At 62.5% G+C, this 23570-nt stretch carries 19 protein-coding genes and 3 pseudogenes; 18 read left to right on the plus strand and 4 right to left on the minus strand.

What is annotated here, in order from left to right:
* Nucleotides 1–189: 189 nt before the first annotated feature.
* The 16 genes and pseudogenes from C6Y53_RS19295 (at nt 190) to C6Y53_RS19370 (ending at nt 16268) form a co-directional block, all read left to right on the plus strand.
* Nucleotides 190–1689, plus strand: a complete 1500-nt coding sequence (locus tag C6Y53_RS19295) for a DUF1254 domain-containing protein (RefSeq protein WP_149615604.1) — start codon at nt 190–192, stop codon at nt 1687–1689.
* 61 nt (nt 1690–1750) lie between these two features.
* Nucleotides 1751–3274: a DUF1254 domain-containing protein gene (locus C6Y53_RS19300; protein ID WP_149615605.1), complete on the plus strand. Its 1524-nt coding sequence runs from the start codon at nt 1751–1753 to the stop codon at nt 3272–3274.
* A 71-nt stretch (nt 3275–3345) separates the two neighbouring features.
* On the plus strand, nt 3346–4134 hold the full coding sequence (locus C6Y53_RS19305; protein WP_211299565.1) for a transporter family protein: 789 nt from the start codon (nt 3346–3348) through the stop codon (nt 4132–4134).
* A 61-nt stretch (nt 4135–4195) separates the two neighbouring features.
* Nucleotides 4196–5308 (plus strand): Hint domain-containing protein, encoded by a 1113-nt coding sequence (locus tag C6Y53_RS19310; protein WP_244615038.1) that lies wholly within the window; start codon nt 4196–4198, stop codon nt 5306–5308.
* Nucleotides 5309–5383: 75 nt separating this feature from the next.
* A complete protein-coding gene (locus C6Y53_RS19315; protein WP_149615606.1) occupies nt 5384–6583 on the plus strand; it encodes a DUF932 domain-containing protein in 1200 nt (399 codons plus the stop codon).
* Nucleotides 6584–6709: 126 nt separating this feature from the next.
* Nucleotides 6710–7150 (plus strand): JAB domain-containing protein, encoded by a 441-nt coding sequence (locus tag C6Y53_RS19320; RefSeq protein ID WP_149615607.1) that lies wholly within the window; start codon nt 6710–6712, stop codon nt 7148–7150.
* Nucleotides 7151–7260: 110 nt separating this feature from the next.
* Nucleotides 7261–7779 carry a DNA repair protein RadC gene (locus C6Y53_RS19325; RefSeq protein ID WP_149615608.1) on the plus strand — a complete coding sequence of 173 codons (519 nt, stop codon included), beginning with the start codon at nt 7261–7263 and terminating at the stop codon, nt 7777–7779.
* A gap of 97 nt (nt 7780–7876) precedes the next feature.
* Complete coding sequence (locus tag C6Y53_RS19330) at nt 7877–8368, plus strand: DUF6878 family protein (RefSeq protein WP_149615609.1); 492 nt, start codon at nt 7877–7879, stop codon at nt 8366–8368.
* A gap of 10 nt (nt 8369–8378) precedes the next feature.
* A pseudogene (locus tag C6Y53_RS21105) lies at nt 8379–8522 on the plus strand (DUF6915 family protein); the annotation flags it as partial.
* Between the two features lie 195 nt (nt 8523–8717).
* Nucleotides 8718–10139, plus strand: coding sequence for a tyrosine-type recombinase/integrase (locus tag C6Y53_RS19335; protein WP_149615610.1), 1422 nt, complete (start codon nt 8718–8720; stop codon nt 10137–10139).
* Complete coding sequence (locus C6Y53_RS19340; RefSeq protein ID WP_149615611.1) at nt 10136–11962, plus strand: hypothetical protein; 1827 nt, start codon at nt 10136–10138, stop codon at nt 11960–11962. The genes C6Y53_RS19335 and C6Y53_RS19340 overlap by 4 nt, the downstream gene beginning before the upstream one ends.
* Complete coding sequence (locus C6Y53_RS19345; RefSeq protein WP_244615039.1) at nt 11959–14106, plus strand: hypothetical protein; 2148 nt, start codon at nt 11959–11961, stop codon at nt 14104–14106. The genes C6Y53_RS19340 and C6Y53_RS19345 overlap by 4 nt, the downstream gene beginning before the upstream one ends.
* A complete protein-coding gene (locus tag C6Y53_RS19350; protein ID WP_149615612.1) occupies nt 14103–14528 on the plus strand; it encodes a hypothetical protein in 426 nt (141 codons plus the stop codon). The genes C6Y53_RS19345 and C6Y53_RS19350 overlap by 4 nt, the downstream gene beginning before the upstream one ends.
* Nucleotides 14529–14698: 170 nt before the next feature.
* A pseudogene (locus tag C6Y53_RS19355) lies at nt 14699–14938 on the plus strand (DUF6915 family protein); the annotation flags it as partial.
* A 273-nt stretch (nt 14939–15211) separates the two neighbouring features.
* Nucleotides 15212–15631, plus strand: a complete 420-nt coding sequence (locus C6Y53_RS19365) for a hypothetical protein (RefSeq protein WP_149615615.1) — start codon at nt 15212–15214, stop codon at nt 15629–15631.
* Entirely contained in the window at nt 15624–16268 is a 645-nt protein-coding gene (locus tag C6Y53_RS19370) for an antitoxin of toxin-antitoxin stability system (protein ID WP_149615616.1), read from the plus strand. The genes C6Y53_RS19365 and C6Y53_RS19370 overlap by 8 nt, the downstream gene beginning before the upstream one ends.
* Before the next feature lie 28 nt (nt 16269–16296).
* Here C6Y53_RS19370 and C6Y53_RS19375 read toward each other — a convergent pair whose 3' ends face one another.
* The 4 genes from C6Y53_RS19375 to C6Y53_RS19390 all read right to left on the minus strand — a co-directional run bounded on the left by C6Y53_RS19375 (nt 16297) and on the right by C6Y53_RS19390 (nt 18081).
* On the minus strand, nt 16297–16500 hold the full coding sequence (locus tag C6Y53_RS19375; protein WP_149615617.1) for a hypothetical protein: 204 nt from the start codon (nt 16498–16500) through the stop codon (nt 16297–16299).
* Nucleotides 16501–16518: 18 nt separating this feature from the next.
* Nucleotides 16519–17124: a mobile mystery protein B gene (locus C6Y53_RS19380; protein ID WP_211299566.1), complete on the minus strand. Its 606-nt coding sequence runs from the start codon at nt 17122–17124 to the stop codon at nt 16519–16521.
* Nucleotides 17121–17582: a helix-turn-helix domain-containing protein gene (locus C6Y53_RS19385; protein ID WP_149615618.1), complete on the minus strand. Its 462-nt coding sequence runs from the start codon at nt 17580–17582 to the stop codon at nt 17121–17123. Before C6Y53_RS19385 ends, C6Y53_RS19380 begins: the two co-directional genes overlap by 4 nt.
* A gap of 202 nt (nt 17583–17784) precedes the next feature.
* The gene (locus tag C6Y53_RS19390) at nt 17785–18081 is read right to left on the minus strand and encodes a hypothetical protein (protein WP_149615619.1); all 297 of its coding nucleotides are present in this window, start codon (nt 18079–18081) and stop codon (nt 17785–17787) included.
* Between the two features lie 177 nt (nt 18082–18258).
* Here C6Y53_RS19390 and C6Y53_RS19395 point away from each other — a divergent pair.
* Nucleotides 18259–20856, plus strand: a pseudogene (locus C6Y53_RS19395) (strawberry notch-like NTP hydrolase domain-containing protein); the annotation flags it as partial.
* Between the two features lie 263 nt (nt 20857–21119).
* The gene (locus C6Y53_RS19400; protein ID WP_149615620.1) at nt 21120–23561 is read left to right on the plus strand and encodes a TOTE conflict system archaeo-eukaryotic primase domain-containing protein; all 2442 of its coding nucleotides are present in this window, start codon (nt 21120–21122) and stop codon (nt 23559–23561) included.
* Nucleotides 23562–23570: the final 9 nt, after the last annotated feature.

Genomic DNA, 23570 nt, shown 5'->3' on the forward strand with positions numbered 1-23570 from the left:
ATCTGCATAGGCCGCTCCATGGACATGCCCAATTACACTACGTAATCTCTGCACAATTTCCGACCACACCGGCTGAACCCGCGCTCCCGATCTGTCGCTCATGAGCGAACCAGCCGTCCGGTGTCGGAGGAAAGGCGCGACCTCGCGGATGCCGCAGGGCGAACAGACACGTGAAAGGATAATGGACGGATGACCCGCACTATCATGACCTTCACCTTGGGAGTATCTTTGCTCTGCTCTACGGCTCTCGCGGGGTTTGCGCAGCAGGACACCGTCCCGCTGGATCAGGCCACGCTTCAGGGGGACGAAGTGATCCAGACGCCTGCGGGCGAGATCGAATTGCAGGACAGCTATTTCGACCAGGACGCCTCGCAGCGCCTGTTCGACACGATGGACATGCAGCGTGCTGCCCAGCTTTACATCTGGTCGACGCCGCTGGTCAGCACCACCACCTGGCGCGACAACCAAGGCGCGGCGTTCGGCACCAATGAACCGGGTGCGTTTGCGGTGCTAGAGACGCTGAAGGAAAAGCGCGGCATCGTCACCGCCAACCTGACGACGCCTTACATCTTCAACTTCACGGATTTGTCCGACGGCCCGATCCAGATCGACTACCCGGCGGGCCAGACGGCCGGCGGTGTGCTGGACATGTGGATGCGTCCAGTCTTTGACCTCGGGCTGACCGGGCCCGACAAGGGCGAAGGCGCCACCTATATCGTTGTCGGGCCCGAAGGGGATGTTTCGCAGTACGAAAGCGACGGCGTCCATGTTTTCCAGAGCGCCACAAACAACGTGCTGGTCGGCATCCGCATCCTCGATCCGGACCCCGCTTACTACGACACTTATGTCTCGCAATACAAAATGGGACCGGTCGGCGGTACCACGACCAGCACCTTCGTCAAGGGCAAGGATGTCGAGTGGAGCGCCACCGCACCGCGCGGCATGGAATACTGGGAAAAGCTTGCCGCGATCATCAACGAGGAACCGGTGCGCGAAATCGACAAGCCGTGGATGGAGATGCTGGCCCCGCTTGGTATCGTCAAGGGCGGTGACTTCGCACCTGACGAGCGACAGCAGAAGATCTTGCTGGAAGGCGCCGCCTTGGGTGAACTGATGACCCGTAACCTGCAGGTCAATCCGCGCTATGCCGATGTCTGGTGGGACGACACCAGCTGGTACAAGAGCTTCGATTTCGGGACCCCCCAGGAAACCGACAACCTTCAGCAATTCGACGAACGAGCGACCTGGTTCTACGAGGCTGTCGGGTCTTCCGAAGGCATGGTGAACCCAACCCCCGGTGCAGGCCAAGTCTACATGACCACCAAGCGCGACGCGAATGGCGACATGCTGCGCGCGGACCGCAACTATGTGCTGCATGTGCCCGCCGAGGTGCCGGTTGCTCAGTTCTGGTCGCTGACGCTTTACAGCGAGAATACCCGGCGCCCTTATGACAACGGCGGAACCGAGATATCCGATGTCAGCCTCGACAGCCGGATGGAGCAACTACAGTACAACGACGACGGCTCGGTCGATCTCTATATCGGTCCGGATGCGCCGGAAGGTATGGAAAGCAACCATATGGAAACCGTAGGCGACGATGGCTGGTTCGTCTATTTCCGCCTCTACGGACCGGAAGAGGCCTTCTTCGACAAGAGCTTCAAGCTGGACGATTTTCAGGTCGTCGAGTGACTGACATTCGGTTGGCCGAACTGCGCGGCCAACCGCCACGCCAGAATCGAGGATTGTGTTCATGAAACACCTGATCAGCACAATGATCGTGGGCGGCATTCTCGCCGCGACCAACGGCGCGGCTTTCGCCCAGTCCGAACGGGTTGAAGCGCTCGCGAATCTGCCCTTCGAGCAGAACCGTCCGACCGAAGAGACGGCCAGGACTCTGATGGAGGAATTGGCCTTCCAGCGTGCGACGCAGACCTATCTCTGGGCATTGCCGCTTCTGAACACGATGGGTATGCGCGATGGCGCGGCCGACGCCTTCGGCACCGGCTACAACATCATGCCGATCTGGACGCAGCGGCTGGATGCCAAGACCCTGATCACCACGCCGAACTCGGACCTGATCTATGGCATGGTCTTTGCCGATCTGGGCGAAACCGGTCCGCTGGTCTTCGAGGCTCCGCCGAAACTGCAGGGCATCCTGCTCGACGCATGGCAGCGCCCGATACCGGTCGACGGAGGCGAATATTTCGGCGATCTTGGACTGCCGGGTCCGGACGGCGGCGCGGGCGGAAACTTCCTGATCGTCCCGCCGGGATGGGACGGCGAGGTGCCCGAGGATCACTATGTCTATCGTTCCCCCACCAATAACGTCTTCTTCTTCCTGCGCTCCTTCTATCAGTCGCTCGACAATATCAGCCCGGCAACCGACCTGTTGAAGCAGTCGCTCATCTACCCGCTTGGCCAGAAGGACGGTGCCAAACCGATGGAGTTCCCGGACGCGGCGGGTGGATCCTACAATATGCTGCCGCGGTCGGATGCGAGCGCTTTCGACCAACTCAAATATCTTGTCGATACCGAAGGCGAGAACCTCGCGGGGCCGGACTGGCTGGGCATGCTGGAAGGGCTGGATATCGCCGCTGACCGCGATTTTGCGCCCGATGACGCGACCCGCGCAATCCTCGATGCCGCCGCGAAGACCGGCTACAAGACCAGCCGCGTGATCGGATTCGAACATGGCCTCAATGGCGAGGATTTCCGCGTCTACGAGGACCGGCAATGGCTGAACCCGGTCAACAACGTGTCCGCGCGCTGGCCCGATGTGCCGGTCGGGCTGGACTGGATGGCATCAGAGGCAGGTTACCGCGAGCTTGACGCGCGGGCGTGGTTCTTCACCGACTATTTCTCGATCAGTCCCGGCATGGTGTCGATGACGCCCGGCAAGGGGGCCTTCTACATGATCGCCTTCGAGGATGCGGATGGTAATCCGCTGGTCGGTAACCAAAGCTATACGCTCGATCTGCCTCCCGATATCCCGGCGGACCTGTTCTGGTCCGTGACGCTCTATGAAGCCGAGAACGCCTCGGGCCTCGACAACGGTCAGCCCTTCCCGTCGCTTGGCAAACTCAACGAGCCCGCGCAGAACGAGGATGGCAGTACCACGCTCCATATTGGCCCGTCGGCGCCGGAGGGTCAGGAAGCCAACTGGCTCGCGACCGCGCCTGAACGTGGCTTCTTCGCGATCTTGCGTCTCTACGCCCCGTCGCAGCCCGCGCTCGATGGAAGCTGGAAGCCCGGAGACATCACGAAGGTGAAGTAAATTCCGGAACCTCCTGAACAGGAAAGGAGCGCGCCATGGTCGTGAGTCACATTCAGGGAAAGGCCAGCGAGATGAATCCTGATCTGACGAGATTCTGTGCAGCCTTGGGTTTCATCGGCTGCGCCCTGATGGCGGCGCCGCCGGCCAACGCGCAGGAAAGTTCAGCCGCGCAGGCCAACAACCCGCTGGCCAACTCGACGGCGATGAACTTCCAGAACCAGTATAATCAGCTGACAGGTTCGGACGATCACGCGAACCAGTTCCTACTACGCTATGCCAGGCCATTCAAGGCGTTCGGAGGCGACTGGCTGATGCGCGCGACGGTGCCGGTGAACACGTTTCCCGATGGTGCGGGAAGTCACAACACCGGCCTGGGAGATGTCAACATATTCGCCGCCTATCTGCTCGATACCGGAAACCCGGCGCTGAGCTTCGGCATCGGGCCGCAGATCACCCTTCCGACGGCGACCGACGACAATCTCGGATCGGAAAAATGGTCGCTCGGCTTCGCAAACGTGCTGTTCAACGCCTCCAGCCCGACCTTCCAGTATGGCTATCTGCTGACCTGGCAGGCCAGCGTCGCCGGCGATGACGACCGCGCCGATGTCAACGTCGCGGCCTTCCAGCCCTTCGGCTTCTACCAGTTGGGCCAGGGCTGGTATCTACGCTCGGCCGGGGTCTGGACCTATGATTTCGAAACCGACAATTACGCGATCCCGGTCGGCTTCGGCGTGGGCAAGGTGACAAAGCTGGACCGGGCGGTGATGAACGCTTTCATCGAGCCACAATGGACGGTCGACCACAAGGGGGACGGTCAGCCGGACTGGGGCGTGTTCGCGGGCATCAACTTCCAGTACTAGGCCAGCGCCCGGCATCGGCGGTCACCAGGACAGGACGAATCCCAGATCTCGGAGATGCGACATGCCAACCACCTCGACCGTGACGATGATCTATTTCGGATTCTTTCCGGACATCGACCCTGACGAGAGCAATCGAGCCCCCGAGGACGGGCCGGGCATTCTCAACGACAGGACCTCCGTCGCTCCGACGCTCCAGACGGTCGAGGTCACTCTGCTGGACAATAACGACGACGGGGAAATCTCCGACAACGATCAGAACGATATGTCGGGCGATACCATGACCTATACGATCGACGGCAGGACGGTCGAGGCGCAGTCCGATACGAGTGCCCATTATCAAGCCGATATCCTGCTCGGCGACGGCAGTACGCTGAACAATGTCAAGGTTCTCGTCGTTCAATCGACCAGCGGAGACGTCTTCATCAGCGATGCAGACAACAGCGGCGATCTCGACGGGCTGCGCATCCAGGCGATCACGCTGAGCCGGGTCAACGACGACAACCTGTCAGGCTTTTCGACCGACGAAGACGCGGAGGACAATGTGATCGTCTGCTTCACCGGCGGAACGATGATCGCGACCGGGAACGGAGAGACGCCGATCGAGGCGTTGTGCCCCGGCGATCTGGTCCGGACACTGCATCGCGGGCTGCAGCCGGTGCGCTGGATCGGCCGTCGCGAGTTGTCAGACGACGAGCTGCGCGCGTGGCCCCGGCTGCGCCCGATCCGGATCTCCGCCGGGGCCCTTGGGCAGGGATTGCCGCGTCGGGATCTGCTGGTTTCGCCGCAGCATCGCATCCTGATCGACTCGCCCATCGCCGAGCGAATGTTCGGCACACGCGAGATGCTGGTCGCGGCCAACAAGTTGACACCCCTGGCCGGCATCCGTCAGGTCGAGACCGCGCAACCTGTCACCTACTATCACCTGCTCTTCGACCGCCACGAGGTGATCCTTGGCAACGGCGCGCCTTCCGAAAGTCTGTTCACCGGCCCCGAGGCGCTGAAAGCGATCCCGCCCAAGGCACGGGACGAGTTGCGTCACCTGTTCCCCGAACTCTTCAGCGGACAATATAGCCCGCGCCCGGCCTGTGCTTTCGCAGATTGCGGACGGCGAGCAAAGAAGCTGGTCTCACGCCACCATGCGAACCGCAGACCGATTTGCATCTTTCGAGAGTGAAAGGAGTGCCGGTTTCCCGGTGACGGGTTGAGGATTGGGAGAGTGGCTCCCGGCGCCTGTCACGGAGGAATGCAGATGGGTGTTGTGGAAGTACTGGATCCGGTTCAGCCGGCACGGGCTGGTGGCTGGAAAGTGGATGTAAGCCGGGGCGAGCGGAACGGGCGGGTGTCGTCCGAATGGTTCAACCGGCCCGATGACGAGCGGTATCTGTCGCTCGACGATCTCTGGGTCAATGTGAAGGGTCGCTCCGAGCGCAGCCGCAGCAGGGTTGTTCAGACAGCCGACATCCGGGTCGAGGCCGCGCGCGACAGCACCGAGCGGCTGCACCTGGTCCTTCCGAAAGCGCAGGAGCCGGTTGCACCGACGCATTGGGCCTTCGGCCAGCTCGCCAGCATTGTCGGCGCGCCGGCCTCCTACCTGCGGCAGCTGCCCGCGCCGCTGGCGGGGATCAACCTGCAATACGGTCTGACCAATCACCGCGCCGAGCAGGTAAAAACTTTCGAGACTGAGGATGGCCGCACGGAACTGCGCGCCGTGACCGGCCCGGACTACGGTCGCATTCATGACTTCGAGCTTGTCGAGGCCGTGCAGCGCATCGCGGGCAATGGCACCGGTGACACGCGCTGGAAGGTGCCGGGCGTGCTCGACTGGTCGACCGGGGTTTACAACCCCGATGTCGAGATCAGCCGCGACACGACCACGCTCTATGCCTCGGACCGCGATGTCTTTCTGTTCCTCGTCGACGATCGCAACCCGATCGAGGCGGGCAAGCTGGCAGACGGCTCTCCCGACCTCTACTTCCGAGGGTTTTATTGTTGGAACTCTGAAGTCGGTGCCAAGACCCTCGGCATGGCGAGCTTTTACCTTCGGGCGGTGTGCCAGAACCGCAACCTCTGGGGTGTCGAGGATTTCCAGGAGATCAAGATCCGCCACTCGAAATACGCCGCGTCGCGCTTCGCCCATGAGGCCGCCCCGGCGTTGACCCGGTTTGCCAATTCCTCGCCGCAGGGGTTCGTGAACGGGATCAGGGCAGCACGGCAACAGGTCGTGGCGCACAGCGACGAAGACCGCGCGGATTTCCTGCGCAAGCGGGGTTTCTCGAAGGCTGAAGCCGGCAAGATCATCGAGAAGGTGCTGATGGAGGAAGGCCGCCCGCCCGAGAGCATCTTCGATTTCGTGCAGGGCATCACGCGGCTTGCGCGCGACAAGACCCAGCAGGACGCCCGTCTCGACATGGAAGGGCGCGCGAAGAAGCTCTTCGACCGGGTCGGTTGAGGCGAACTTCGATACAGCGACCGCCCGCATGCGTGGCGGTCGCTTTACCTCACTTACCACATGCACGCTGCTGGCCTTGCCCGATAGGGCAGGGGCCTTCGGTATGCGTACTTCAGCGAGACCCCCATGACTCCCCAGGAAGAAACCGTCATCCTCGAGGCCCGCGACATCCTCGGCCGTTACCTCAGTCAGAACCCGGTCATCGGCAGCTGGCAAGCACTGCTGGACTATTGCGCGCTCACTGTCCGCGGGCCAATCGAGCGATTTCACGTGCTCTACCTCGACCGCAAGAACCGCATCATCGCCGATGAGCTTCTTTCGACCGGCACGGTCGATCACGTCCCGGTCTATCCGCGCGAGGTGATCAAGCGGGCGCTGATGCTGAACGCCAGCGCCCTGATCCTGATCCACAACCACCCGTCGGGCGATCCGACACCGTCGGAGGCCGATCTCAGCATGACCAAGGAGATCCAGAAGGGGTGTCGCTATCTCGGCCTCACGCTGCACGACCACATCATCGTCGGCGCCGGGACGGAACTGAGCCTGCGGGCCCTGGGCAAGCTCTGACGCGCCTTTCGGACCTGCCGCCGTCGCCCCTTCGAGGACGAGGGCGGCGGTTCGGTCTTCGACGGTTTGAAGCGGGGAGAAAGGCTTTCCGTACCGTCGGAGATATGCCCATGTTCGACCTTCCTCTCCAAACTCGGCCAGAAACGCAGAAAACAGGTTTGCCGCCGAGCTTCCTGACCATTCTTGCAGATCAAGACTTGCCGTTTGCGCTCACGACGGCTTGCCATGCGCCCGCGGCTCTCATGTCCGGGCAGGCACACCCCAAGGTACTGGAGCGGTTTGCCACGCTGGCCGAGGCCATGCGGGGCGCAATCGTTCACGCCGAAGATATCACCCCTGAAGACACTCCGCGCATCCTGGCAATCCTCGATCGGGAGGGGCGCCTCGTTCTGGCTGGGGCCACCTGTGATGGCGGGGTCGCCTGGTGCCACCCGGTCTCGGATGCCGTCGAAGCCCGTGCCGTCGTGTCCGAGGCCAGCCAGACCCGCGCGCAGGCCATGCGGGCGGCCGAGTGGCATGAACATGGCCTCGCGCGAAGGCTGCGGCACCACGCCGACCTTCTCGATGCCCGTCTTGTCGATCCGCTCTGGCGCGCCTTCGCGTCTCACGCCCTGCAGATCGCGGCGTGACGTCCAAGAGACAGAGAAGGGCAGGGGAAGATGTGAACCTACGAGGACGAGAGAGAGCCTCGGGGTTCAGATCCATTCCCTCATTCCGGAGTTTCCAATGTCCAAGATTGAACCCACCCTGGCCGCGCCGATGGCGCCGTCCAGGATTGATTTTGCCGCCGTGCTGGCCCGGCAGTCCGAGCGCGATGCGCGGATTGCCGCTTTGCGCCCGGCCAACAAGGAGCGTCTCTTCGATGGTCTGATGGCTGCGGGCATCACCCATGTGACGGTGAGCTTCGACGGCTATGGCGACAGCGGTCAGGTTGAGAGTATCGCTGCCTATGCTGGCGACGCCGAGGTCGCTTTCCCCAGGACCCAAATCGCCTATGCCGCATTGACCTGGGACGACCCGGAGGTCGAGATGCGGGCGCTTTCGCTCGAAGATGTCGTCGAGCAACTGGCCTACGACTTCCTGTCGGACACCCATTGCGGTTGGGAGAACAACGACGGGGCCTATGGCGAATTCTGCTTCGACGCGAGCGCTCGCACCATCCACCTCGAGTTCAACGAGCGCTTCACCTCGTCCGAACTCTACACACACGATTTGTAAGGGGGCGGCGATGGCACATCCCTATCACCACGCCCTGTCATCGGTGAAGAAATGGGGCGGCACGGTCGACGACTTCATCGCCGTGCATTCCTGGTTCGACCAGAGCAAGGAGATCACAGCCGATTTTCGCCATCGGGCGCTGCGCCACCATGCCTTATCCTGACTCTATGGAATCGTCTTATTTCTGTGCATGGTGCGGGTTATGCGGAACCTTGGGATTAAGAGATGAGCCAGCCCCGGCCCGCTCTCCATCAAAAGGGCCGTAGGGACGGGGCTGGCGGCGTTTCCGTTTGAGCGCGATTGGAGTCGCGGCGTTCGTTTGCTGGACGCTAACGGTTTTGGAGGATGGATGACGCAGCTTTATTTCACCGACGGATTGGCGCTGCGCGCGCCCGTTTCGGTTGAAGGCGTTCCAGCCGTTCTTTCCGCGTCCGTGACCGAGGCCGCTGACAGGATCGGCCTTATGGATGGCATGCCGTTCTTTCTGGATCGGGACGGCAGCTATATGTATGAGCTGAACCGCTTCTTCCGCGCTTGTCCGACCATGGGAGTGCGGTCGCGGCACAGTTTGCGCGCATACGCCCATGATATCCTGATCTGGATGCGGTTTCTGGAGGAACGACGCGGCACCAAGCAGCTTTGGCGTGCCGATCATAACGATGTCATCGCGTTCCACCATGCACGGCGTCTTTCGGACGCGCCGTTTCGGATTTCGGCGTCCAGCTGGAACAGGGCGATCGCGGCGCTCGACAAACTGTATCGGTGGGCGTTCGAAGAAGGACTGATCGCTTCGTCGCCGTTTCGATATGACCTGTCCTTTCGGCATGGTCATGGGCGGCAAACGCCCAAGGTTGTCGAAGGCAACAGGGCGCGGGAACGTGCCGCGCGCCCGCATAACATGCAATTTGTCGATATGGGCCGCTACCTCGCGTTCCGGGATATCGGCCTGAGGGGCAGATTGCCGGACGGGTCGGAGGACCCAGCCTGGCGCGGGCGCAATGACGAGCGGAATGTCGTCTTCGCGGAACTGCTCGTCTCCACCGGGATGCGCCTCGGCGAGGCCGGTAGCCTGATCATCGACGAGCTGCCTGGGTTGACCTCCGACAGCCAGCGGATACTTCCTTTCGACCTTCCGGGCGTGATCACCAAGGGCGAACGCCCGCGACGCATCCGGTTGCCTCGCCGGGTCCTCAAGCTGATCGCGGATTACTGCGATATCGAGCGCCAGATCGCCCTGGCAAAGGTCCCGCCTCGTCCGGCCGTCCCGCTCGTATTGTCATCCGATGGCCGCAACGCCGTCGATGGCAGTGGCCGACGCATCGCGCTGACCAGGCTCCGTCCGCAAGACCGCCAACGGCTGCTGCGATCGCCGAATGGCATGCCTGAACACGCATCGCTCTGGCTCACGGAACGCGGTCAACCCGTGTCGTCCGGAACCTGGGAAGTTGCTTTTCGCAGGGCAAGCCAGCGATGCCAGGCCTTCGATCTCGATATCACTGTCACGCCGCACATGCTGAGGCACACCTTTGCGGTCAACATGTTGTCGATGCTGATCCGCGAACAGGTGGGTAGGACCTTCAACCCGACCGATGCGCATGGTGCTGCCTATCGGCAGATGCTTGGCGATCCGCTCCGCCATCTCCAACACCTCCTTGGCCACGCGAACATCACCAGCACCTACATCTATCTCGACAGCCTTGCCGAGGCGCAGGAACTCGTCGATGCGGCGGCGGATCGCTGGACCGACGAACTCATGGCGGACGATCAATGACCCGCAGATCCGGAGTCTCTCAGCCCCGCCCGGGGCGACGCGCGAGCTTTCCTGACAATCTTCCCGATCCCGGCCCCGCCGCCGCCATTGCCATCGCCGCCCGCCGTTTCGAGATTACCTTGGCCGGACGACCTGCAACGATGGACCTGACGCGTTTGCCCGGTCGAGCTTCGCTTGCGCGTTCCTTCACGCAGGCACTCTGGCAGGCGTGTCAGGTTGGTGGCCCCGCCGGCACCGTCCGCACCGCCATGTCATTGGCCGAAGCCATCCATCGGTTCTGGCGCTATCTCGATGCGACAGGCTCTCCCGTACAGGCACTTGCCGGGCTGGATGTCTCGACCATCGAAGGATTCGATACCTGGATGGCTGAGAGCGGGCTGCATCCCAACAATCGCCTTCACCTGATGGGCGACGTGGTGAGCCTGTTGCGATTGGCGGATGCGGGAGAACCGGGAGGCCTTTCCGAAGAGTCCTCCCGTCGATTGCTCTATGTCAGCACGCGCCCGGGTGTTCCAGCGCGCCCGCGCGATGCTTACAGCGACAATATCCGTGCGGCCCTGAAGGCGGCCGCGCGCGCCGACGTCGCAGCCATCGGGCAGAGATTTCGGCCGACGCTTGCGCAGGAGTGCGAGACACGCATCGACCGGTTGGAGAGGGACGCCTTCGCGGAGATCGACCGTGTCGGTTTCATTACCGTCAAGAACGACCTTTTTCGTCAACTCTACGGGGCACGGAACTATGCGGGGATTTCGAATGAGGGGCTGAGCGACAGGATGCATGGCACGCGGCATCTGCTCCTCGGCGATCTGATTGCTCTGTTCGTTCTGCTGTCGCTGGAGACCGGCCTCGAGATCGAGGCGATCAAAACCTTGCGCGCCGATTGTCTCAAGAACCCTTCCAGCGGCTATGTCGAGATCGAGTATTGCAAGCGTCGCGCCCGTCATGCCGAGTGGAAGCGGCTGCGGGTTCGGGACGGAGGGTCAGGCACCCCGGGCGGCCTGCTGCGCCTCGCAATTCAGTGGACCGCGACGGCGCGCGGTCATCTCGGGAGCGAACAGCTTTTCACCTATTACTGCCGCGGCCGCCTGACCGATGTCGTTCTGCCGATGCAATCGGCCAGAAAGGTCTGGGTCAAACATCACCGGTTGCAGGATGATGACGGGAAGCCGTTGAAGCTCTGCCTCTCGCGCTTGCGCAAGACGCACAAGGCTGCGTGGTATCGCAAAACCGGCGGTCAGCTGCGCCGGTTCGCGGTCGGGCATACCGTCGAGGTTGCCGCGAACCACTATGGAGACATTCCGGCATTGCGGCCGATCCACGAAGCCACCATCGCTGAGGCGCTGTTGGACGCTGTCGAAGATGCGTTGCAGCCCACCGTGTTGACCCCAGAGGCCGAGGCCAATGTCTTGGCAGCTCCGTCTTCGGCACAGCCAGGTTTTCCGGAGGGCATGGCGACCGATGTTTCGGCATTGCTGGCAGGCGAACAGGATGTGTGGCTGGCAAGCTGTTCCGGCTTCTACAGCAGCCCGTTCGCCAACTCGGGTGAGGCCTGCCCGGTGCCGTTCTGGGGCTGCCTCGAATGCCGTAACGGCGTCATCACCACCCGCAAGCTTCCCGCGCTGATGGCTTTTCTGGATTTCGTGGTGGACCAGCGTAAGGTGCTGAGCGAGGCCGATTGGCAGGTGAAGTTCGGGCGAGTCCACTATAGGATCTCCGCGCAGATATTGCCGCAATTCTCCAAGACGGATCTCGACGCCGCCCGTTCCCTCGCCGCCCGTCAGCCGACACAGATTTATCTTCCTCCAGAGGCGGGTCTGGCATGAGAACAAACCCGGCCATCATCACGGTAAAGCCATCTCTGCCATCGGCAATCCATCCCGACGACACCGACATCCTCGCGGGCAGGCCGCTCAGGCCGAGATCGGAGCACTCGACTCTGTCCCGGTTCGGCGACGATGTCTGGGATCTCAGTCCGGCGATGTTTCGTGCCAATGCGCGGCCAGCCACGTTTCGTGTGGATTTCGGTGCCATTGCGGATCCCCCGCTTCGGCGGCTCGCGAAGGAATACATGCTCGCCCGACTTCAGGCGCCGCTGCGCAGCTACCGGGGCCCTTGCGGCCCCTCGACTGCCAAAGGTACATTGCTGTTCCTGCGCCATTTCGGAGAGTTCCTGCACGATCGTATCGGTTCCGTCGAACTGGCGCGCGTCGACCAGCAAGTGCTGGACGCGTATCTGGCGCATCTGGGGACAGACGGCGCACGTTCATCGCAACAGATCCGCCTCTATGTCGATGTCCCCATCGACCTCCATCATTTCGGGCCATGGGTGACTGGGGGCGGCATTCCCTTTCTGCCCTGGGGTGGGCGCACGGCAAGCAATGTCAGCGGCCGGAGCCGGACGAGCGCGGAGAACACCACGCCGCGGATCCCTGAACCGGTGATAGGCGCACTGCTCTATTGGGCGATGCGATACGTCGATGTCTTCTCCCCGGATATCCTCGCGGCGCGCGAAGAGCTGGATCGCCTTGAAGCCCGTGCTGCCCAGATCATTGCCGAGGATGCGCGCCAGACCCGCCACGAACGGTTTCGCTACCGTCTTCGTACCTGGCTTGAGGCCCGTCGGGCAGAAGGGCGGGGCGTGCCGCTCTGGGAGCGCCGTCCAAACACCACCCGCGATGTCCCCGACATTAAGGAAGGCAATGCGTATAATTTCAGACTGATGTGCCTTCAGATCGGCTGCCCTCAAACGGGGAATCTCAGTAGTTCCACCGCGACCGTGAGGATGCTGGACCAGATGGCGGAAGAGATGGGAACCGAGGTCGGGGGCATGGATACCCCGGTCAGCCGCGATCCCGATACCGGCCTGCCCTGGCGGGAGCGTTTCGACACGGACAGCTTACCGCATGAAGAGCAGATGCTGCAGGCGGCCTGTTACATCGTTTGTGCCTACCTAACGGGAATGCGCGACAGCGAACTACAGGATATGGAACCGGGCTGCGTTTCGGTTGAACGCAGTGCCGACAACCTGATCGAGCGCTATCGCGTGCGCAGCACCGTCTACAAGCATCGCGAGGCGGCGGGCGTTTCCGCCGACTGGATCACCATCGCTCCGGTCGCCCGTGCCGTCGAGGCCATGGAAGCTCTGTCGCGCCGAGCGCGCGGCGACCGTGATCTTCGATCCCTCTGGGTCTCGCTGAAGCCATGGGACTGGACCGCAGACTACTTGGCCGCCCAGGCGTCGCCGATCATCAAGATGTTCCGCGACGGTTTGGATGCGAAGGTCGCAAACCCGCCCGCAATTCCACAGGTCGATGGGCGCCCTTGGCATTTTTCCACCCGGCAGTTCTGGCGCACCATCGCATGGTACATCGCGAACCGCCCCTTCGGCGTTATTGCCGGAAAGATCCAGTACAAGCATGCCTCCGTGGCGATGTTCGAGGGCTATGCCGGCGCGCCGCACGGAGATTTTCGCCGGGCGGTCGAGCAGGAACGGGCGCTTGGCCAATTGGACGATGTGGTCGCCTATTATGAGGCCTACCTGCAGGGTGACGAGCCCGGCGGTCCGGCATCGTCCCGTCTCAAGCAGGAGTTCGACCACGTCCGGGACACCCTCGGTGATCTGCCTGGGCGCATCCTTGACCAGAAACGCCTGCGAAAGATGCTGGCGCATCTTGGAAAGACACTGCATGTCGGGTTTCTGAACGATTGCTTCTTCGATCCCGCCAGCGCCCTCTGCCTGCGGCCCGACGACAAGCCGGTGGCCCCGGTGATTTCGCGCTGCAGCCCGGACCGGTGCCCCAATTCCTGTCTGACCAAACGTCATGTTGCGCCCTGGCAGGCTTCGATCGAAGAGGGTGAGCGCCTTCTGCAGGGCAACACCCTGTCAGCGGTTCAGAAGGTCGCAATCAAACAGGACAATGATCGAAAGCGTCGACTGATCGGTCATCTGGAGGACCCAAAGGCATGACCCCGCCTATCAGTCAGAAGACCGAAGGTGCCTTGCGCTCCGCCATGAAGCGACTGCTCGAAGGAACTTCCGTCCATACCGACGGTCGCCTCACCATCGCCAATCTCGCGCGCGAGGCTGGTGTCAGCCGCGCAACGGCCAACCGTGCCACTGTCGTTCTCGGCGAATTCCGTGCGGCGGAGGCGCGGTTCCGGTCGGGATCGGTCGCGGGACTGAAGGCCCGTATCCGCAAACTCGAAGCCGAACTGCGGGCTGCACGCGGCGGCGAGCTGGCAGAGCTGCGCGTGACCGTCAAAACCCTGGCGCAACACATCCAGATCCTCGCGCTCGAGGGTGAAGAACAACGCCGCGTGATCGCGGTTCTTGAAGAGCAGATCGCGCGGGCTGATCCGAAAGTCCTGCCGTTCAGGCCGCCGTCCTAGGACGGCGCCTGAGGTCACGATCAGGAAGAGAAAGAGGTGAGCTGGGTGGGGGTGAAACAGGGATAAGAAGAGAGGGAGCCACCCAATGAAATGTCTCACCGAGGACGCACAGGAAAACCCCAACGACGGCAGGAGGTTTTCGAAAAGAGACAGTTTGACTGTCCAGATAACATGCCGAGGGTATATTCATGGCCGAGACGATCTTTGGTCCGACGCTCACGCTCTCGACCGGACGCATCATCCCGACCCGGTGGGTCGGCGAGCAGCATGTGAAGGAAGACCTTGGCTTCATCCCGAGCTTCGCCGATTGGGTGAAGGCGATCCGGCCCGCGCCCTGGATGGGTCGGTCTGAGCGGATCGAGGCACAGGTCGATCCGCATCTCGTCTCGCCCGTGGTCGAGGTCACGTGACATGACCGATCCCACTTGTCTACGTCTTGGCTTGCCGCTGACCGCTTCGCCACTGGCAGTGGTTCGCGCGGCGGTCCGGGCGCTGCACCCCGACACGCGCGCTGTTTGCGGACTCCGGACGGCGCGCAAGCGCCTCTCACGGCAGATACTCCGCGCGCATGCCGCACGGCAGGCGGCGGGCGACACGCCGAACGGCTGATCGCCCCACCCATCCCTTCATCCCCATCCAGGGCCCGGCCTTTCGGCCGGGTCTTCCCCATTCAGGAGGTCCCCATGGCGGATTACTTCACCCATTTCTCGTGCCTGATCGACGTCGGGAGCCCCGACAAGGCTGCCCGTGCACTCGCGCTGTTTCACGATCTGCGCGCTGCGGATCAGGACGCCGACGACCCGGATGTCGCTGGCTTCGATCTCGTGCACCAGGATGCCCCCGAGGGCAGCAGCCTCTGGATCCATGATGACGAACACGGCGATGTCGAGGCCGTCATCCGCTTCGTCTTGCGCCTCGCCGAAGACCTCGACCTCACCGGCCTTTGGGGGTTCCAGTATGCTCTGACCTGCTCCCGGCCGCGGCTCGACGCCTTTGGTGGCGGCGCGCATGCCATTGATCTCGGTGCGCGCAAGTCCATCGGCTGGTCCAGCACGCAAGAATGGCTCGCCGCTGCGCTGAATGGGGAGGACGTCGATGCCTGAGATCATCTGCACCACCGTCTACCAGTTCCCCGAGCTCTCGGATGCGGCCAAGGAAGAGGCGCGCAGCTGGTATCGCGAGCTTGGGCCCCACGACGACTGGTGGGACGCGGTCTGTGAGGATTTCGAGCGGGTCTGTGAGATCCTCGGCATCCGCCTGAAGACCACCCCCGTCCGCTTGATGGGCGGCGGGACGTGGGCCAAGCCCTGCATCTGGTTCTCCGGCTTCTGGAGCCAGGGCGACGGGGCCTGTTTCGAAGGCTACTGGTCCCACGTCAAGGGCGCCGCCGCGCGCATCCGGGCCTACGCCCCGACGGATGTGACGTTGCATGGAATTGCCGACCGGCTGCAGGCCATCCAGCGGCGGAACTTTTACCAGCTCGCCGCCGAGGCCAGCCACCGTGGCCGTTACTACCATGAATACACCATGTCTGTGGACGTCACGCGCGACAGCCCGACCTGGCAGCCGCCCACCGAAGATGCGGAGGAGATGGTGACCGAGGCGCTGCGTGATCTGGCCCGCTGGCTCTACCGCCAGCTTGAGGCCGAATACGACCAGCTCACCTCGGACGAGGCCATCGAGGAGGGGATGATCGTCAACGAGTACACGTTTACCGAGGCCGGATGTCGGTTTGGATAAGGGCTCTGCCGAATGAATGCCGTCATTTCTACCGGTTCGAGCTGTGTTTGCCGCGAATCTCGACGGCACGCTTGTTCTCTTCGTTGTTGATCCGAACCCCAAGTGCAAAGGCTGCACCATTCAACAGACGGCGAGCGTGAGGGTCGTTCATCCGGGCAGCTTCCTCATGGAGCCAAGTGATCATCGCACGCGCGGCGTCTTGATAACCACGCTGGTACTCCGAAATCTTCATATGGCTACCTTTATCGGGTTATCGGGCGATCGATCTGACGAGCGTCACGAGAGCGTCAAAGTCGTGCTGATCAGCTGCTCTCAACGCCGCGATATAGGCAGCGCGGTGCGCGCTGTCGGCGTTGAGCGTGCCGCCGCCGGACCAGTCGAGAAAAATATCCGGATCGATCTTCGCCAAGTAGGCGTCTGCCATGATCCGCGCCCAACGTCCGTTGCCGTTGGCGAATGGATGGATCCAGACCAGGCGGTGATGCAGGCGCGCTGTTGCTTCCAGCGGGTCAAAGCTCTTGTGGTCAAGCCAGTACCGGGCGTCATCGAGGCAGGTGCGCAGCTCGGTCGAGATGTGCCAAACCGGAACGCCAATGTTCTTTTCGGTCAGGCGGTAGGCACCCGCCCAGTCCCAGACCTCGCCGAAAAGGCGCTTGTGGATTTCACGGACGGCAGCATCGGTCAGCAGATCGAACGATTTGGGCCGACGGTCGAGCCAGGTCAGGCCGGCGATGATGTTCTCGCTTTCGAGTTCGTTCAATTCGCCTCGGGTTGCGATGTGCTTGGCCTTGAGACCAAGCAACTCGTCCGGTGTCAGGGGCGTCGCCCCGGCAGGTTCATGAAGCTCCAGCGTCATTGCCAGAAATCCCGGCGGCTTTCGCGGATGATGTCGGCGGCCAGTTCCTCCACCATCTCTTCTTCGCTCCGCAGGCCCTCGCTCTGCTCCTCGAGGGCCATATGCGCGCGTGTGCGCTGGATGATGCGGCGGGCTTTCGCGCGCGCTTGGGCCAGGACGATCTCCTCGACCGGGCCTTCGCGCGGGACGATGGCATAGACGACGCGTCCGCCCATGGCGTCGGCGATCTTCTCGAGTTGGTTCAGCGAGATCGTTCCCGCCTGCTCATTCCGGATCGACGCGTAGATCGAGTTGCGCGAGACATCGAGACGTTCGGCAAGGGCGGGCGCGTTCATTCCGATCGCCTCCTGAAATGTGGCGATCCAGCCGCCGAACGGCTCTTCAAGCGACTTTGCCAGGCTTGCGGCCTGGTTGATCCTGTCTTGGGCCTGACGTTGCTTCGCGCGGGAGACGGACATTTGCCAACCTGAGAGTTTGCATTCGCATGTGTTATGCCAAGCCATCCTATGGCATGATATCTAAGGATGCAATACTACAGATACGCAAAACATCTTAATTCGCAATATCGTAGCTTAGCGCACCAGTGGTTTTGCCAAGCTACGATATGGCTGCGCAGTTGATCCATGATCAATCTCAAGCACTGCACACGCTGATCCGGGATCACTTATTCCCGTCGATCCACTTCGACATGAGCCCCTTGTCGCGGAAGCACTCATCCGGGACGGCGCGGCGCTTGATCCGGGCAAGCTTCTCCGCGAAGGCTACCTGCTTTGAGGTCGGCAGACGGTCCATGTCCGATACCGGCTTCAGCCGGGCCTGAGCCTCGATCCAGGCGCTCAAGGATCGCCGGTCCTGCTGAACCTCCCAAGGCAGGAGGGTCCGGTTGCGCTGTGCGAGCGACCGCGCGTAGGCGATCTGCTTGGGCGTCGCGGGCAGGGCGTGCGTGGTGTTTTCCATGGGGGAACTCCCGTTCTGGCTTGTCCTTTAATATAGAACATAACAAGAACAAAATCAAGCTGTGCATCGGGAACGCCTTGGTGCGAGAGGGAGAGAGGGGCTGGGAAAGATCAGGCCTGAGGGTGCCCGAGAGAGGGTGCCCGGGCCTGAATCTGTCCCACATTCCGGAGTTTCCCGATGACCTATCTCGCCCCTGTCGCGCCTCCCGTTCCTGTTCCGTCCGCTGATCCCGCACCCGCGATCCTTGCCGTGGCCGAGGCGCTGCAGCCCGATCTTGCGCAAGGTGCGCCAATTGACGCGATCCGCCTGCGCCTCGAGATGGAGCGCGCCATTGGCGGTTCCGATGCGGAGGGCGCCTGGGACTGGAAGCTCGCCTATGAGGCGGGCGAGGTGGCGCTCGTCCTCTTCCTGCGGAAGTTCGGCCGCGCGCTGCTGGCACGGGCCGCATCGCCTGCGGCGCTGCTGCCCCTCCTGAACAAGGTGGCAGGTCTCTTGCCCACGCACACAAGGCGGTCGGAAGAGATGGAGCGCTTTCAGCAGTTCAGCACGCCCTTGCCCATGGGGCTTGCTGCCACGGCGGCAGCACAGATCACGCCGCGCGACCTGGTTCTCGAGCCGTCTGCCGGGACCGGGCTCCTGGCGGTCCTCGCCGAAATCGCCGGTGGCAGCCTCACTCTGAATGAGTTGGCCGACACCCGCGCAGATCTTCTTCGGCTGCTTTTCCCGGGCCGACCGGTCACCCGGTTCGATGCCGCGCAGATCGACGATCATCTCGACGCTTCCTCAAGCCCGAGCGTCATCCTGATGAACCCGCCATTCTCGGCCGTGGCCAATGTCGATGGTCGGACAACCGAGGCGACGGCCCGGCATCTGCGCTCGGCCCTCGCGCGCTTGGTCCCCGGCGGACGGCTCGTGGCCATCACCGGAGCCGGTTTTGCGCCGGATGCGCCTGCCTGGGCTGATACCTTCGAACGTCTGACCGAGGCGGCCCATCTCGTATTTACTGGTGCCGTGTCTGGCGCGGCTTTCGCCAAGCATGGCACCAGCTTCGAGACGCGGATTTCTGTCTTCGATAAATGTCGCTACGGTGAGCTGGGAGGTACCACCGCAGACCTGCGCCAACCCACGTCCTCGGACGTGGCGCATCTGATGTCCCGGATCACTGCAGAGGTTCCGCCACGCCTCAAGTTGGATCCAGCTCCTGCTGCGGGTCTAGGCCACTCTTCCCACTTCCCGGGAAATTCTCGCCTCACGACACGCAAACCCGTCAGCCGATCGCGCGCGACCTCTGCGGCTCAACCGGCGATACCAGAGACGCCGATCGAGGTCGAGGAACTGGACTACGCACTCCGCGATGCCGCCAAGGCCGAAGACGCGACACGGCTGTCCGATGCCATCTACGAGACCTTCCGCCTGCAGGCCATCGACATCCCCGGGGCGGCCCCGCACCCGACCAAGCTTGTGCAATCGGCGGCCATGGCCTCGGTCGCGCCTCCGAAACCCAGCTATCGCCCCAAGTTTCCGGCGACTATCCTGCGCGACGGCCTGCTCTCCGACGCACAGCTCGAGACCGTCATCTACGCGGGCGAGGCGCATGGCGCATATCTCGCCGGGTCTTGGACCGTCGATGAGACCGGCGACATGGTCTCCGCTGCACCGGAGGATGCTGCTGACGCTGTCCGCTTCCGCCGGGGTTTCTTCCTTGGCGATGGCACCGGGGCTGGCAAGGGCCGCCAGTCGGCCGGGATCCTGCTCGACAACTGGGCCCGAGGAAGACGCAAGGCGCTCTGGATCTCGAAAAGCGACAAGCTCCTCGAGGATGCACAGCGTGACTGGTCGGCGCTCGGACAAGAGCGGCTTCTGGTGACGCCGCTGTCGCGTTTCGCGCAAGGGCGCGACATCCCGCTGAACGAGGGCATCCTCTTCACCACCTATGCCACACTGCGCTCCGAAGAGCGCGGGGCGAAGAAATCCCGCGTCGATCAGATCGTCGACTGGCTCGGGGCGGATTTCGACGGGGTGATCCTCTTCGACGAAAGCCATGCCATGTCGAATGCCGCCGGCGGCAAAGGTGAGCGGGGCGATACCATGGCATCGCAACAGGGCAGGGCGGGTCTGCGCCTGCAGCACAAGCTGCCGAATGCCCGCGTGGTCTATGTCTCGGCCACGGGCGCGACGACCGTCCACAACCTCGCCTACGCGCAGCGGCTCGGGCTTTGGGGCGGGGAGGATTTCCCCTTTCAGACCCGGTCGGAATTCGTGGAAGCCATTGAGGCTGGCGGTGTCGCGGCGATGGAGGTTCTGGCGCGCGACCTTCGGGCGCTCGGCCTCTACACGGCGCGCTCGCTGTCCTATGACGGTGTCGAATACGAGATGCTGGAGCATGCGCTCAGCCCCGAGCAGCGCGGCATTTATGATGCCTATGCCGGGGCCTTCGCCATCATCCACAACAACCTGACCGCTGCGCTGGAGGCGGCGAACATTTCCGGCGCGGCCGACGGGCCGAGCGGGTCGGGCACGCTGAACCGCCAGGCCAAGTCCGCAGCGCGGTCAGCCTTCGAGAGCGCCAAACAGCGCTTCTTCGGCCATTTGCTCACCTCGATGAAGACTCCGACGCTGATCGCATCCATCGATGTCGATCTGGCTGCGGGTCATGCGGCGGTCATCCAGATCGTCTCGACGGGCGAGGCGCTGATGGAACGCCGCCTGACGGAAATCCCGACCGAGGAGTGGAACGACATCCGCTGTGACATCACTCCCAGGGAATATGTCTTATCCCGAGCTCGGGATAAAACGTAATATGCCGCGTCAGCGTTATGCTGAGTTCTGGGTTTCAAGCTGTTGTTCTGGCGTTTCATTTTCGGGTTCCCGCTTTGGATAATAATGATGCCTCTGCTCTCAACTGCAGAAGGACATCCCCATGAACTCCCCCTCGAACTCTCCGGTCGGCGGCCGCGCCGAAGCCGAGGACCTGCTTACGCCTGCCGCTTTCGCGCTTTATGCTGGACGGGGCGGAAAGGTCTGGGTGGAAATCGCAGGTGGCGGACAGAAGCGACATTGAGGCGGAGTTGGCGCGGGTTCGAGCCCGTCTGGCCGATCTGGATGTCGAACGAACGCAGCTTCAGCGCGACGTTGCAGCGCTGGAGGCTCGTCTCGCTGCAGAGCACGTGCCGGCAGTGAGACAATCCTCATTCGAGAACGCCCCGGTTACGAATGCTTCTCCGTCGCACCAAAAGGTCGAGCTGTTCCGTCGCCTGTTCGCCGGTCGGCCTGACGTGTTTCCGGTGCGATGGGAAAACAGGAGGACCGGTCGCTCAGGATATTCGCCGGCTTGCGGCAACGAATGGGTGAAGGGCATCTGTGGCAAGCCAAAGGTCAAATGCGGCGAGTGTCCTCATCAGAAGTTCATACCGCCGGATGAAGGTGTTATTGCAAGGCACCTGCGTGGCGACGACGGTCGGGGCGGGGATTTTGTTGCAGGCGTCTATCCGCTCTTGCCCGGAGATACCTGCTGGTTCCTGGCGGCGGATTTTGACAAGACTTCCTGGTCGGAGGACGCCAATGCGCTGCTCGAAACCTGCCGGGTGAAGGGCGTGCCCGCAGCGTTGGAGCGGTCGAGGTCGGGTAACGGCGGGCATGTCTGGATATTCTTTGCTGAAGCGGTTTCTGCCCGTCTGGCGCGCCAGCTTGGATCCGTCCTGATCACGGAAACGATGGAAAGGCGGCCGGAAATCGGCTTCGCATCCTATGACCGGCTGTTTCCGAACCAGGACATCATGCCGCTTGGCGGGTTTGGCAACCTGATCGCGCTGCCGCTCCAGAACACCGCGCGCAAGGTGGGCAACAGCGTCTTTGTCGACGCGGACATGCGGCCATATGATGATCAGTGGGCCTATTTGTCTTCCTTGCCGCGAATGACCGCCGCAGCGGTGACCAACCTCGTTGAAGCGGCGGAGCTTTCCGGGCGGGTGCTGGGCGTCCGCATGCCGGTTGAGGACGAGCAGGCGGACGAACCTTGGAAAATGCCTCCGTCACGTCGCAGCACGCCGCGTCGACTGGAAGTGCCCATCCCGCAGACCATCAAGGTGACGGTTGCCGATCAAATTTACATCGACCGATCCGACCTTCCATCGGCCATGATTGCCCAACTGGTGCGGTTGGCCGCGTTCCAGAATCCCGAATTCTACCGCGCACAAGCGATGCGGCTGCCTACATTCGGGAAGCCGCGCATTGTGTCCTGCGCCGAGTTGCATCCCCGGCACGTCGCGTTGCCGCGTGGCTGCTTTGATGAGGTGACCGGGTTTTTCTCCGATCACGGAGCAACTGTCGAAGTGGACGATTTGCGTGAGGACGGAGCCCCTTTGCCGGAGATTGTGCGCTTCCGAGGCGAGCTGCGCCGGCAACAGTCGCAGGCATTTGACGCATTGGTCGAACACGATACCGGCGTGCTGGCCGCCACCACCGCCTTCGGCAAGACGGTCGTGGCCTCCGCGCTGATCGCACATCGCGCCCGCAACACGCTGGTTCTGGTGCACCGCCGGGAATTACTGAATCAATGGGTCGAACGGCTTGGCTCATTTTTGCAGATCGATCCCAAGCTGATCGGCGCCATCGGGGCCGGAAAGCGCAAACCCACCGGTGTGATCGACGTGGCGCTTATCCAGAGTCTGGTTCGCAAGGGTGAAGTTGACGACATCGTTGCCGATTACGGCCATCTTGTCGTTGATGAATGCCATCACTTGTCCGCTGCAAGCTTCGAACTCGTCGCCCGCAGATCGAAAGCGCGCTATGTCACCGGATTGTCGGCAACCGTTGCCCGAAAGGACGGGCATCACCCGATCATCTTCATGCAATGCGGCCCGGTGCGCCATCAGGTGAGCGCAAAATCGCAGGCCGCCGAAAGCGGCCTTCGCCATCGGGCGCGGGAACGTCACACGAGATTCCGGTTGCCGGAGGCGCTCGCCATGGCCGAGCGCCCGTCCATGCCCGCAATTTATGCAGCACTGGCGGCGGATGAGACCCGAAACGACCTGATCTTCGACGACGTTCTGAAATCGCTTGAGGCCAAGCGCTCGCCGATTGTCCTGACCGAGCGAAAGGATCACCTCGACTATCTCCAGCAGCGGTTTTCCAGATTCGCCAGGAATATCGCCGTGCTCCGGGGCGGCATGTCGGCAACGGACCGGAAGGCCGCGCAGACGGCGTTGAGCGTTGCCGATGATGAGGAACGGCTGATCCTCGCGACAGGGCGCTATATCGGCGAGGGCTTCGATGATGCGCGGCTCGACACCCTGTTCCTGACGATGCCGATCGCATGGAAGGGAACGTTGGCGCAATATGTCGGCAGGTTGCACCGGCGGCATGACGACAAGAAAGACGTGTTGGTGGTTGACTATGTCGACAGTTCGGTCCCCGTCCTCGCGAGAATGGCTGCCAAACGAAGGACGGGCTATCGGGCGCTTGGCTATGTGATGGAATAGCGCCCCGCA

The organism is Pukyongiella litopenaei (assembly GCF_003008555.2).
Lineage (GTDB): Bacteria > Pseudomonadota > Alphaproteobacteria > Rhodobacterales > Rhodobacteraceae > Pukyongiella > Pukyongiella litopenaei.